This window comes from Halosimplex carlsbadense 2-9-1, from assembly GCF_000337455.1.
Taxonomy (GTDB): Archaea; Halobacteriota; Halobacteria; order Halobacteriales; family Haloarculaceae; genus Halosimplex; species Halosimplex carlsbadense.
On record NZ_AOIU01000005.1, the window covers coordinates 151786 to 164449 of the forward strand.

Genomic DNA, 12664 nt, shown 5'->3' on the forward strand with positions numbered 1-12664 from the left:
CCCGGCCTCAGTCGTCGTGAGCCTGCTCGAACGGCCGGGGCGGGAGCAACAGGTCCTCCAGTTCGGGCATCGACTTGACGTTGTAGACGACCTGCAGTTCGTCGGTCACGGGCATCCCGTTGCAGGACAGTTGAAAGCCCTCGTCGAGCATCTCCTCGGGGAGGACGTGGTCCACGCGGGTCCGCATATCCCCTTCGAGGACGACGATCGCGCAGTTGGCGCAGGCGCCGCCGCGGCAGGCGAAGGGCCAGGCGAAGCCGTGGCGCTCGGCGGCTTCGAGCAGCGACTCGCGCGGGCGCACCCAGAACTGCCCGTAGTCCTCGCGGTCGAGGCCGCCGTCGGCGGCGGTCTCCATGAGGTCCGCCTCGTCGAGGTCCCACCCCCGGTCGTCGAGCACTTCGTAATTGAGATACTCGACCCGGCACCGCTGCTCGCGGCGAGGGTCCTCGCCCTCCCTCGGCGACGCCGCGGCTTCGGCCCGCTCGGCCGGCGACCGGTCCTCGTCCTCCTCGCCGACCGCCTCGGCGCCCCCGTCTTTGATCTCCTCGTAGGCGGACCTGACGAGCTGGAACTCCCGGGCCGACCCGCCGTGGTCGGGATGGACCTCTTTGATCGTCTCCCGGTAGGCCTCCTTGATCGCCTCCTCGTCGGCGTCCGGCTCGACCGAGAGAACGTCGAACGGCGACTCCACGCGCGACTCTAGCGGCAAGAGGCGCATAAACCCCATCTTTTTCGCGGAGGGGTGGGCAAGCCGCACCCACCCCACCGTAAAAAAGATAGGTGAAAACACCGGCAGAGCTTCGCTCACGAAGAAGGCTGGACGCTCCCTTCGGTCGCGTCCGGAGAACCGCGTGCCGCAGGCGCGCGGATGCTCAGTGCAGATGAAATAGGTATCGAAGCGGAAGCAGATACCTTTCATAACTGCCAAAAACCGCCCGCTAACTACAAGCCGGGGTTAAATGAGAGGCGGTCGTCTGTCCAACGATGACGGACGCCCCTTTCGAAGCTCACGACGAGGCAGACAGCACGGCCAATGATGCGCGGCAACTGCTCGCAGATGGTGGTGTGACGGACGGGCTCGTAACGATAGAGAGTGATGCGAGCGTCACTGACTCCGTCAAGCGCGTCAAAGATGCTATCGGGCAAAAAGAGAAACTGGGGCTGATGGCCGAGTTCGACCACAAAGCCAACGCAACGACGGTTGACCGCGACCTCCCACCGACGACCGTTCTGGTGTTCGGCAACCCCGACCTTGGGACGCCGTTGATGCAGGCCGGCCGGAGCATCGCTATCGACCTCCCGATGAAACTGCTTGTTACGGAGGAGGACGACGGGACGGTGACAGTCACGTACAACGACCCGGCGTATCTCGTCGACCGACACGATATCGACGGCAAGGACGACTGGGTGGAGACCGCCTCAGACGCGCTGTCGTCGCTGGCCGCAGTCGCAGCCGGAGAGGACTGAAAATAGGTACCCCAAATCTCAGACGGTACCAACGAAGGCGACACAATACCTGATCGAGACCGACTTGCGTGTCAGCACGCGATGCTGAACAGAAAATTAAACAGACAGAATGATCGGTAGTCGATAAGCAACATGCACTGATCGCTGGCCGGAACGCGGACGGGCAACTGGTCCGGGCAAACGACGCTCACGGCTCGAACTCACAGCTCGAAGCGCAACACGTCGCCGACCTCGACGCCGCGGTCGGTCGTCCACCCGCGGTTCACCTCGAACACGTACTGGCCCCGGCCGGGGTAGGTCTGGTCCCCGCCGTCCTCGTTCGGGCCGGGCGCGGGCGCGTGGTGAATTTGCGTGATGACTCCCTCGTCGTCGGCGTAGACGATGTCGAGGCCGAAGTCCATCTCGCGCATCACGTACGTGTGGTCGTCCACCCCCTCGTAGACGAACAGCATTCCCATGTTCTCCGGCAGCGATTCGGTGTCGCTTAGCCCGGTGTAGCGTAACTGCCCGGTATCGGCGATGGCGGCGGTCACCGACCCGAGCCGCTCGCCGTCCGGCGTCGTCACTCGAACGTCGGTCGTCTCGTAGCCGGGGAAGACAGCTTCGCGGGTCCCGTTCCCGACCGCGGTCGGCGAGGCCGTCGCGGTCGCGGTCTCCGTCGGTGTCTCAGTGGGCGTCGCGGTAGGCGTCCCCGTCGGCGTCGCCCCGCCGGACCGGCCAGTCGGAGTACTCGCTTCCGCCCCACCACCGTCGTCGGTTCCGCCGTCTGTCGACGCGTCGTCGCCCCGGCAGCCGGCCACCCCGGCGGCGACACACGCGGCGAGGAACGCTCGCCGTCGCATACTCGCCGTTAGAGCTGTCGGCTGATAAGCACGAGGTTATCCACCCCAGGACTCGGCGACGCCGCGGTAGATCCGGTAACAGCGGTCGAGAACGGGCAGCGAGACGCTCTCGGTCGCGGTGTGGGCTTCGCCGGGTTCGGAGGGACCACAGACCACGCAGGTCGTCCCGGCGTCGGCGAGCCAGCCCGCGTCGGTCGCGTGGGGTTTGACCACCTGTTCGGGCGCGCCGTCGCCGGGTGCCGCCGGGCGCTCGTCCGGGGTGGCCCCATCGTCGCCCGACGCCGTTGCTCCCTCGATTTCGTGTGCGTCGCGGGCCGCCGCGAGGACCGCGTCGGCGAAAGCGGCGTCGTCGCAGGCCATCGGCGGCAGGTCCTGGTCGACGGACCAGGTGACGCCGTCGACCGATTCCACGCGCTCCAGGTCGGCGCGCTCGCCGGGCACCGTCCGCTCGTCGACGGTCACCTCGCAGCGCTCGGGGATCACGTTCCAGGCCGACCCGCCCTCGATCCCCGTGACCGCGACGCTCCCCGACAGTTCGTGGCCCAGGACCTCGGTGGCGGGAAACGAGAGGTCTCGGACGGCGTCGACGGCGTCGGTGGCGCGGTAGATGGCGTTGACGCCGGACTCGACCTCGCTGGCGTGGGCGGCCGACCCCTCGGCGACGAGCGTCGACCCGCGCCGGCCCTTGTGGGCGACGGCCACGTCGGTGACGCCCGGCGCGGAGTAGCCGGTCGAGCCCTCCCCGACGACGGCGTAGTCGGGCGCGAAGCCGTCGTCGATGGCCGCGCGCGCCCCGACGCCGCCGACTTCCTCGCCGACGAACGAGGCGAAGACGAGTTCGACCCCCGCGGGCGGCTCGCCGTCGCCGGACGCCGTCCGGCTGCCCGAGGTGCGTCGCACCTCACTGTCGCGGAAGGCGCACATGGCCGCCGCGACGGCGCCTTTCATGTCGGCGCTCCCCCGGCCGTGGAGTCGTCGGTCCGTCCGTTCGCGGTCGCCACCGGACGGTTCGCCGTCGGCGGGGTCCTCTCGGACGACGTACTCCCCGCCGTCGACCTGTGACTCGTCGGGCGGGACCACGTCGTGGTGGCCGACCAGCGCAAGCGAGGTCTCGCCCGACCCCTTCCGGGCGATCACGTTGCCGCCGCGTTCGGGCCCGCCGGCGTCGTCGCGGGTCACCGCGGCGTCGGTGTGCTCGCGGAGCCAGGACTCGATGCGGTCGCCCGCCGCGGCCTCCGATTCGTGGCTGGGGACCGAGACGAGGTCGCGGGCGAGCGCTCGAACGTCCGCCTGCCGTTCCATGGCCGTCCCGTCGGGCGCCGTCGGCTTCAAGCCCCGCCTCCGGTTTCCGGGGAGTAGTGGGAGGGGCTGTCGCGGTGGGGCGAACGGCCGTCACACTTAGGCACCGCGGCGGAGTCACGGCCACGCATGGACGACTCCGCCGCCCTGCGTCTGACCCTCCGCCGCTGCACCGCCGTCGTCGTCGTCGGTCTCGGGCTGATCGCCGCGAACACGCATCCGTACGGCCCGGACAACAGTTTCGGCTACTTCCTCGCGTACCTCGCCGTCGGCTACCTCGCCCTGAGCCTGTTCGCCGGCCTCGTCCGGCGGAGCGCCGACTCGGCCGACTCGCCACGCGGACCGCCGAGTGACGGGGGCGGGGACAGCGGAGACGGCGCCGATTCCGACGACGGAGACGGCGCCGACGAGAGCGACGCCGACGACCCGGACCGTCCGCCGGCCGCGACGTTCGGCGGAGGACACTGGTAACCGAGCGACCACCGGCGGCGTTCGGCTGACCGATAGATTTAGCCCCCGTCCGGTCGCGTCGCCGTGCATGGACGACACGGCGAGCGCGGCGGACATCGCTGCCCTCCGCACCACGATCCGCCGCTGTACGGCGGTGTTGGTCGCCTTGCTCGCCTCGGCGTTCGGCCCGTTGAGCAACTACCAGTACGACGGCACGCTGTTTCTCGCGGGGGCGGTGATCTACCTCGTCGTGAGCGCACTCGGCCGATTCCCGGGGGAAGATCCGATCGTGGAGATCAACCCCGACGCCGCGGAGGAGGGGGCTGACGCACCGACCGGCTCGGATCCCGGCGCGAACGGGACCGACCCCGACGAGCCCGGGACGTAGCCCTTAACCGCTCGGCTCGCGTACCCCGGGGTATGACTGACGACCGGGACGACCACGAGTTCTCTTCGGGGCAGGGCTTCGGCGACCCCTACGAGGGGTTCGACATCGACCCGCCGGAGTTCCACGTCGACACCGACAGAGTCGACCCCGTCGACTCGCGGGCCGTCACCGACCTCCTCGACGAGCGCAGCCTCGCCTCCGACGAGGTCGACGCCGAACAGCTGCTCGACGTGGGGCTGAGCTACATCGGCATCAACCGCTACGAACAGGCCACCGAGGCGCTCGAACGGGCCGCCCAGTTCGCCGACGACGAGAAGATCGAACAGGAGGCCCGGACCAACAAGGGCGCCGCCCACGCCGAACTGGAGGAGTGGGACGCCGCCATCGGCGCCTACCGCGAGGCCCTGAACATCGACGACGACTCCGAACACGCCGCCACCGCCGAGACGAACCTCGCCTTCGCCCTCTGGGAGTCCGGCCGCACCGAGCAGGCGCTCGAACACGCCGAACGCGCCGTCGAGGTCGACCCCCGCTTCGCTCAGGGCTGGTACAACCGCGGCTTCTTCCTCCTCGAACGGGGTCTCGCCGAGGACGCCCGCAACGCCTTCGACAACGCGATCCGCCTGGGCTTTCGCAACGCCGAGATCATCGAGGAGAAGGCCCGCGCTCTGGAGGAACTCGGCGAGGACGACCGCGCCGAGGAGCTGGCCGAGGAGGCCGACGAGCTCCGCCAGGAGGCCGAGGCGGAGATGCTAGAGTAGGCGATGTTGCTCAACGAACGCGACACCGACGAGGGGCTGCTCGTCTCGGTCTGCGACCCCGAGGACCTGGGCGAGACCTACGAGAACGGCAGCGTCTCCCTGACCGTCGAGCCCGACTTCTACGACGGCGAGGAGGCCTCGGCCGAGGAGGTCGTCGACAGTCTCAAGCGCTGTACGACGGCCAACCTCGTCGGCGAGGAGACCGTCGGGCTGGCCGTCGACCACGGCTTCGTCGACGAGGAGAACGTCCTCGAACTCGACGGCACCCGCCACGCGCAACTGCTGTGGATGTGACCGCGGCCCGGCCGTCGCGACCGCAACGTTTCTGACCTCACAGCGAGTCGACAGACGCATGCCCGACAGCGGAAGCGACGACCCCGCGGACTCCGACGGAGGGTCCGACCCGGCAGTTCCCGACGGTGGATCGGTCGCCGAAATCGACGAGGAACGGCTCTACGAGATCGTCCACGAGGCCGTCGAGGACGCGATCCTCGGCGTCGTCGGCACGCTCCTGTTGCTCGGGATCGGCACCGTCTTCCTCGTCTCCGGGGTGACGGCTGTCCTCGGCGCGAGTTCCGCCGCGTCGTTCGGGGTCGGCCTCACCGTGTTCCTCGTCGGTCTCGTGGTCTTCGTGACGACGCTCGGGGGTGTCCTGCCGGTCCGCGAGTGGGTCTGAACTCGGTGGGTGTCGGCGGTGTTCGCCGAGCGCGAACTGAGTTTTCGGGAAACCGAAGGAATGTTGCCCGTCGAGCACCTGCCTTGGAGTAATGGGAGTGTCAGAATCGGAGTCGCTCGACGTCGAGCGCATCCGCGAGGACTTTCCGATCCTCGAACGGGAGTTCGCGGGCGAGCAGTTGGCGTATCTCGACAACGCGGCGACCAGCCAGACGCCCGACCAGGTCGTCGACGCCATCGCCCACTACTATCGCCACACCAACGCCAACGTTCACCGCGGGCTCCACCAGCTGAGCCAGGAGGCCTCCATCGCCTACGAGGAGGCCCACGACCGCGTCGCCGACTTCATCGGCGCCGACGGGCGCAAGGAGGTCGTCTTCACCAAGAACACCACCGAGTCGATGAACACCGTCGCCTACGCGTGGGGGCTGGCCGAACTCGGCCCGGGTGACGAAGTCGTGATGACCGAGATGGAGCACCACGCCGCCCTCGTGACGTGGCAGCAGATCGCCAAGAAGACCGGCGCGACGGTGAAGTACGCCCGCGTCGACGAGGACGGCTATCTCGACATGGACCATCTGCGCGAACTCGTCACCGACGACACCGAGATGGTCAGCGTCGTCCACGTCTCGAACACGCTGGGCACGGTCAATCCCGTCTCGGAGATCGCCGACGTGGCTCACGACCACGATGCGCTGTGTTTCGTCGACGGCGCCCAGTCCGTCCCGCATATGCCCGTCGACGTGAAAGATATCGACGCCGACTTCTTCGCCTTCTCGGGCCACAAGATGTGCGGTCCGACGGGTATCGGCGTCCTCTACGGCAAGGAGCGCCTGCTGGAGGAGATGCAGCCGTATCTCTACGGCGGGATGATGATCGAGAAGGTCACCTTCGAGGAGTCGACGTGGCACGAGCTCCCCTGGAAGTTCGAGGCCGGCACGCCCGTCATCGCCCAGGGTATCGCGCTGGCCGAGGCCTGCGACTACCTCGACGAGATCGGGATGGAGAACGTGCAACGGCACGGCGAAGCGTTGGCTGAGTACGCCTACGACCGCCTCTCGGAGTTCGACGACATCGACATCCTGGGGCCGCCCGGCGACGACCGGGCGGCGCTGGTGTCGTTCAACCTCGGGACCGTCCACGCCCACGACGCCTCGGAGATCCTCAACGACTTCGCCGTCGCGGTGCGGGCCGGCGACCACTGCACCCAGCCGCTACACGACAAGCTCGGCATCCCCGCCTCGACGCGTGCGAGCTTCTATATCTACAATACGGAGGCGGAGGTCGACACGCTGGTCGAGGCGCTCGACACCGCGCGGGAACTGTTCGCCTGAGTGGCCGGTGCCGGCGGTGCTGGTCGTCTCGCCCTGACGAGCGCGGTCGTCCACCCGTGTTTTGATACGGACAGGGCCGCTATCGGGTGGTGATGGCAACGGAATCCCCCGAATCGGAGTCCGAGTCCGAGTCCGCGCCCGAGCCCTATCCCGCCTTCGAGGCGCACGTGGAACAGCTCACCTACCTCAACGACGCCGGCGGAGTGCTGGGGTGGGACCAGCAGGTGACGATGCCGGAGGGCGGGACGCCCGCCCGGTCGAAGCAGTCCTCGGCGCTGTCGGCGGTCACCCACGAGCGGCTGACCGACGAGCGGGTCGGCGAGTGGCTGGAGGAGCTCGGCGACGCAGACCTGACCGGCGGCCAGCGGGCCGTCGTCCGCGAGGTCGGCCGCGAGCACGAGCGGGCCGTCGAGGTGCCCGAACAGCTCGTGACGGAGATCTCCGAGACGGCGTCGAACGCCCTTCCGGTCTGGGAGGAGGCCAAGGCCGAGGACGACTTCGACGCCTTCGCGCCGACGCTGGAGACGATGGTCGAACTGAAACGCGACTACGCCGCGGCGATCGACCCCGACCGCGACCCGTACGAGGTGCTGTTCGAGGAGTACGAACCGTATCTGGGACTGGACACCGCCGAGCGGGTGCTGGAACGGCTGCGCGACGAACTCGTCCCGCTGATCGACGAGATCGAGGACAGCGACGCGGAACTGGCGGACCCGTTCGCCGACGGCGAATACGGCGAGGACGCCCAGGAAGAGACCGTCCGGGCGGCGCTGGACGAACTGGGCTACGACTGGGAGCGCGGCCGGCTGGACACCGCGGCCCACCCGTTCTCGACGGGGACGCAGTTCGACGCCCGCGTGACCACGCGGTTCGACCCCGCCGACCCGATGGGCGCCATCGGCTCGACGATCCACGAGTTCGGCCACGCCACCTACACCCAGGGGCTGCCGCGGGAACACTACGGCACGCCGCTAGGCCAGTCCCGCGATCTGACGGTCCACGAGTCCCAGTCCCGGCTCTGGGAGAACCACGTCGGGCGTTCGCGCCCCTTCTGGGACCGCTTCGCCGACACCGTCAACGAGGGGCTCGGGGTGGACGCCTCACCTCGGGAGTTCTACGAGGCCGCCAACCAGATCTACCCGGATAATCTCATTCGGGTGGAAGCGGACGAGCTCACCTACCACATGCACATCATCCTCCGGTTCGAGATCGAGCGCGATCTGATCTCCGGGGATCTGGACGTCGAGGAGGTCCCGGGCGTGTGGAACGACAAGATGGAGGAGTACCTCGGCGTGCGACCGGAGACCGACAGCGAGGGCTGCCTGCAGGACATCCACTGGACCCACGGCTCGCTGGGCTACTTCCCGACGTACTCGCTGGGGAGCGTCCTCGCGGCCCAGCTGTACGCCAGCGCCGAGGAGGCCATCGAGGATCTGGACGGGAAGATCCGGGGCGGCGAGTACGACCCGCTGCACGAGTGGCTCACCGAGAGCGTCCACCGCCACGGCTGTCGCTACGAGACCGACGACCTCGTCCGCGAAGCCACGGGCGAAGGCTTCACCGCTGACTACTTCGTCGACTACGCGACCGAGAAGTTCGGCGACCTCTACGACCTCTGACCCTCCGAGCGCGAGCGGTTCCGATGTACGACCGTTGTCACTCGGGTTCTCACGCGGGATAACTGCAGCCGAACGTTTTTGCCGAACTGCTTCCCTGCACCGATACAATGGCAGGAACCGGTAACGAGACCACGGATCTGGCGGCCGAGAGCGGGCTCGACGAGGACATCGACAAGGACATCGACGAGGAGATCGCCGAGGGGATCGACCGCAATCAGGGGTACGACTCGGCGGCGGCCAGCGAGATCCAGACCTCGCTCGCGGAGCTACAGGACTCCTCTATCGAGATCGCCGAGGAGATCGACGGGATCCGCGAGCACGCCGCCGAGCAACACGAGGGGATGTCCCAGGTCGCCGACGAGGTGTCGAACCTCAGCGCGGCGGTCGAGGAGATCGCCTCGTCCTCGGAGGAGGTCTCGGCCGCGAGCAGTACGGCGCGCGACCTCGCACAGGAGGGCCAGGACTCGGCCGCGGACATCTCGACGGCGATGGAGAACATCCAGGCCGCCTCCGAGAGCGTCGCCGACGACGTGCTGACGATCCAGGACAGCGTCGGCGAGGTCGACGAGATCGTCGAGGTGATCAACGACATCGCCGACCAGACGAACATGCTGGCGCTCAACGCTTCTATCGAGGCCGCCCGCGCCGGCGAGGCGGGCGAGGGCTTCGCCGTCGTCGCCGACGAGGTCAAGAGCCTCGCCGAGGAGTCACAGAGCCAGGCCGGGACCATCGAGGGGATGGTCGCGGGCATCCAGGACGACACGCGCAACGCCGTCGAGACCATCGAGGAGTCCAACGAGCAGATCGAGCGCGGCATCGACATGGTCGAGGACGCCATCGAGGTGCTGGAGGACATCCACCAGGCGGTCGAGGAGGTCAACGACGGCATCAACGAGGTCGCCGCAGCGACCGACGAGCAGGCCGCCTCCACCGAGGAGGTGGCGGCGATGGTCGACGACGCGACCGGCGCGGCCGAGGAGATCGCCGACTCCACGGCGGATATCGCCGCCGAGGCCGACGACCAGACCGACCAGGTCGCGGACATCAACCGCGAGATGGACCGGCTGATCGACGGGGACTGACGGCGGCGACGCGAGCGGACCGCTTAACCCGCTCGACCCGGTATTCGCGGGTATGGCAGGGCCGGATCTCGACCCGGAGCAACTCGATCGGTACTCCCGGCACATCATCATGGACGAGGTGGGTCCGGAGGGCCAGGCGGGCCTGCTCGACGCCGCGGTGCTGGTCGTCGGCGCCGGCGGGCTGGGCTCGCCCGTCCTCCAGTACCTCGCCGCCGCGGGCGTCGGGACCATCGGCATCGTCGATCACGACACCGTCGAGCGCTCGAACCTCCAGCGCCAGGTCGTCCACGGCGACAGCGACGTGGGCCGCCCGAAAGTGGCGAGCGCCGCCGAGTTCGTCCGCGAGTTGAACCCCGACGTGACCGTCGAACCCCACGAGGTCGCCGTCTCCCCCGGGACGGTCGCCGACCTCGTCGACGGCTACGACTTCGTCGTCGACGCCTCGGACAACTTCCCGACCCGGTTCCTGATCAACGACTACTGCACGCTCGCCGGCGTCCCCTTCTCCCACGGCGCCATCTACCGCTTCGAGGGCCAGGTGACCACCTTCACCGGCGAGGGCCCGTGTTACCGCTGTCTGTTCCCCGAGGCGCCCCCCGAGGGCGCCGTCCCCGACTGCGCGACGACGGGCGTGCTCGGCGTCCTCCCGGGTACGGTCGGCGCCATCCAGGCCACCGAGACGGTCAAACAGTTCGTCGGCGTCGGCGAGTCGCTGGACGGCCGGATGGTCGTCTACGACGCCGCCGACATGTCCTTCGAGGAGGTCACCGTCCGCTCGAACCCCGCCTGCCCCGTCTGTGGCGACGACCCCATCGACTCCGTCGACGACGTGGAGTACGCCGAGAGCTGCGCCGTCCCGGCCGACTGAGCGCCCCCCGCTCCCGTATTCGCTCCACGCTCTCGATCACTCCCCGCGTCGTTCACGTCACCGATCCAGAATCTCATCGATGATACTCCGTCAGGAGGATTTATGCGTGGATATTCGAGAGAGACGAACGGAGCGGATCGCTCCGGATTCGATGTCAGAGCCAGAGACGATGGGCGACGCGCTCGATTGGTCGGAGATACGCCTGGAGAAGCCCGGCTACGTCGAGCTGGTGCTGTCGCTGGTGATGATCTGGGGCTTCGGCGACGCCGCCTCGACGCTGGTCGCGGTGGCGTTCGCCGGCCCCTCGCTGGAGGCCAACCCGTGGATCCGCCTGTTGCTGGTGCACCACCCGATGCTGATGGTCGCGCTGAAGGCCGCCGTCGTGCTGTACGCCGGTGTCGTCCTCCTGGAGTGTCGGTCGGTCGTCGAGCGCGTGCCGGGCTGGCGCGCGTGGTTCCTCGGCGTCATCGGGCTCGGTGCGGCCGTGGTGCTGACGAACGTCTACGTGGGACTGGTCGCCGTCTAGCCGGTGACTCGGCCGTCGGCTCGAACCGGACCGTTCACGGCGCGTCCTCGCCCGACAGCTGTATCCCGCGAGCGACGGCGTAGGTGACGACGACCGCGGCGCCGACCGCGAGGACGAACTGTCCGATCGCGACCAGCACGGCACCGAGCAGCGAGTTGCCGAGCGCCAGGAACACGAGGGAGAACGGGACGAGACTGACCCCGACGAACAGTCCGACGAGCTTGCCGATCGGGACCGCTTCCGAGACGACTCGCGTCGTGTCCAGTTCGCCGGTCGCCGGGTCGATGAACGGTTTCGCGGAGGGCATGCAGTCCCACGTCTTCGGGCCGTGATACGTAGTTTGTGGTCGCGGCGTCTCAGGGCTTCGGGCCCGCTCGCGCGGATTCGCCGACGAGCAGGTCGCGGGCGACGGATTCGGGCGGACTATCGAACAGATCGGGATGGAGCAGTCCCGCGAGGTGTTCGAGCGTGTCGACGAGTCTGGGGCCGGGCCGGTTGACGAAGTAGTGGCCGTCCATGGCGAAGACCCGACCGGACTCGACGGCGGTGAGGTCGTCGAACCCTGGCCGCCCGGTCAGTTCGTCGGCGGTGTCGAGCGTCTGGTCGAGGCCGAACCCGCAGGGCGCGGCGACGAGAGCGTCGGGGTCGGCCTCGCGGACGCTGGCCCACTCCCGGGGCGTCGAGCGGTCGCCGGCGTCGGCCATCGGGTAGGTCCCGCCCGCCGCCTCGACCAGTTCGGGCATCCAGTGACCGGCGACCATCACCGGGTCGAGCCAGTCGAAGACGGCCACGCTCGGCCGCTCCGCGGCGGGGATCCCGTCCGTTCGCTCGCGGACGGCCGCGACGCGCTCGCGCAGGTCCGCGACGAGTTCGGCCGCTCGCTCCTCGCGGTCGAACACGTCGCCGAAGCGCTCGATATCGCGATAGAGGTCGTCGAGACCGTGTACGTCCGTCGTGAGTACCTCGGCGTCGACGCCGGCCTCGGCGATGGCCTCTTCGACGAGCAACGTGTCGACGGCGCACACGTCGCAGACGCCCTGGGTGACGACCACGTCGGGGTCCGCGCCGGCGAGGGCGTCGAGATCGATCTCGTAGACGCCGCCGTGTTCGCGCTCGGCCTGTGCGACCTGTTCGTTGATCGCGGCGCTGTCCTGGTCTGGGTCGACCCGCGAGCGGTCCAGGGTCGGCCGGTCGGCGGCCTCGGGCGGCCAGTCGCACTCGTGGGAGACGCCGACGGGCTCGACCCCGAGGGCGTAACAGATCTCGGTGGCCGACGGCAAGAGAGAGGCGACGCGCATAGCGGAGGCTGGGGACGGGCGGACGTAAAACCACGGTGGTGGGTCGAGCGGAAGG

Annotated in this window: 16 protein-coding genes; 11 read left to right on the forward strand and 5 right to left on the reverse strand. The window is 68.7% G+C overall.

The genetic code is table 11. From position 1 onward, the window contains the following. Positions 1-7: 7 nt before the first annotated feature. A complete protein-coding gene (gene fer, locus C475_RS02185) occupies positions 8-691 on the reverse strand; it encodes a ferredoxin Fer (RefSeq protein WP_006882122.1) in 684 nt (227 codons plus the stop codon). Between the two features lie 293 nt (positions 692-984). Between fer and C475_RS22140 the strand changes: the two genes are divergently transcribed. Further along, on the forward strand, positions 985-1467 hold the full coding sequence (locus tag C475_RS22140; protein WP_082223228.1) for a DUF302 domain-containing protein: 483 nt from the start codon (positions 985-987) through the stop codon (positions 1465-1467). A 200-nt stretch (positions 1468-1667) separates the two neighbouring features. On the opposite strand, the gene C475_RS02200 is transcribed toward C475_RS22140, so the two are convergent. Continuing rightward, complete coding sequence (locus C475_RS02200) at positions 1668-2309, reverse strand: DUF192 domain-containing protein (RefSeq protein ID WP_006882125.1); 642 nt, start codon at positions 2307-2309, stop codon at positions 1668-1670. 36 nt (positions 2310-2345) lie between these two features. Beyond that, complete coding sequence (locus tag C475_RS02205) at positions 2346-3611, reverse strand: M20 family metallopeptidase (RefSeq protein WP_006882126.1); 1266 nt, start codon at positions 3609-3611, stop codon at positions 2346-2348. A 126-nt stretch (positions 3612-3737) separates the two neighbouring features. On the opposite strand from C475_RS02205, the gene C475_RS02210 reads away from it, so the two are divergent. The 10 genes from C475_RS02210 to C475_RS02255 all read left to right on the forward strand — a co-directional run bounded on the left by C475_RS02210 (position 3738) and on the right by C475_RS02255 (position 11311). Next, positions 3738-4079, forward strand: a complete 342-nt coding sequence (locus C475_RS02210) for a hypothetical protein (protein ID WP_006882127.1) — start codon at positions 3738-3740, stop codon at positions 4077-4079. A gap of 67 nt (positions 4080-4146) precedes the next feature. Next, positions 4147-4446, forward strand: a complete 300-nt coding sequence (locus tag C475_RS24180) for a hypothetical protein (RefSeq protein ID WP_006882128.1) — start codon at positions 4147-4149, stop codon at positions 4444-4446. 32 nt (positions 4447-4478) lie between these two features. Further along, a complete protein-coding gene (locus C475_RS02220; protein ID WP_006882129.1) occupies positions 4479-5207 on the forward strand; it encodes a tetratricopeptide repeat protein in 729 nt (242 codons plus the stop codon). A 3-nt stretch (positions 5208-5210) separates the two neighbouring features. Further along, a complete protein-coding gene (locus C475_RS02225; protein WP_006882130.1) occupies positions 5211-5501 on the forward strand; it encodes a DUF424 domain-containing protein in 291 nt (96 codons plus the stop codon). 58 nt (positions 5502-5559) lie between these two features. Next, on the forward strand, positions 5560-5883 hold the full coding sequence (locus tag C475_RS02230; protein ID WP_006882131.1) for a hypothetical protein: 324 nt from the start codon (positions 5560-5562) through the stop codon (positions 5881-5883). A gap of 91 nt (positions 5884-5974) precedes the next feature. Further along, positions 5975-7216 carry an aminotransferase class V-fold PLP-dependent enzyme gene (locus C475_RS02235; protein WP_006882132.1) on the forward strand — a complete coding sequence of 414 codons (1242 nt, stop codon included), beginning with the start codon at positions 5975-5977 and terminating at the stop codon, positions 7214-7216. 92 nt (positions 7217-7308) lie between these two features. Beyond that, positions 7309-8835 carry a carboxypeptidase M32 gene (locus C475_RS02240; protein ID WP_006882133.1) on the forward strand — a complete coding sequence of 509 codons (1527 nt, stop codon included), beginning with the start codon at positions 7309-7311 and terminating at the stop codon, positions 8833-8835. 107 nt (positions 8836-8942) lie between these two features. Next, positions 8943-9917, forward strand: a complete 975-nt coding sequence (locus tag C475_RS02245; RefSeq protein WP_006882134.1) for a methyl-accepting chemotaxis protein — start codon at positions 8943-8945, stop codon at positions 9915-9917. 52 nt (positions 9918-9969) lie between these two features. Beyond that, on the forward strand, positions 9970-10785 hold the full coding sequence (gene ubaA, locus C475_RS02250; protein WP_006882135.1) for an SAMP-activating enzyme E1: 816 nt from the start codon (positions 9970-9972) through the stop codon (positions 10783-10785). A 151-nt stretch (positions 10786-10936) separates the two neighbouring features. Beyond that, complete coding sequence (locus C475_RS02255; RefSeq protein ID WP_049929909.1) at positions 10937-11311, forward strand: hypothetical protein; 375 nt, start codon at positions 10937-10939, stop codon at positions 11309-11311. A 34-nt stretch (positions 11312-11345) separates the two neighbouring features. On the opposite strand, the gene C475_RS02260 is transcribed toward C475_RS02255, so the two are convergent. Next, positions 11346-11618 (reverse strand): hypothetical protein, encoded by a 273-nt coding sequence (locus C475_RS02260; RefSeq protein WP_006882137.1) that lies wholly within the window; start codon positions 11616-11618, stop codon positions 11346-11348. Positions 11619-11667: 49 nt separating this feature from the next. Then, on the reverse strand, positions 11668-12609 hold the full coding sequence (locus tag C475_RS02265; RefSeq protein WP_006882138.1) for an ABC transporter substrate-binding protein: 942 nt from the start codon (positions 12607-12609) through the stop codon (positions 11668-11670). Between the last annotated feature and the right edge of the window lie 55 nt (positions 12610-12664).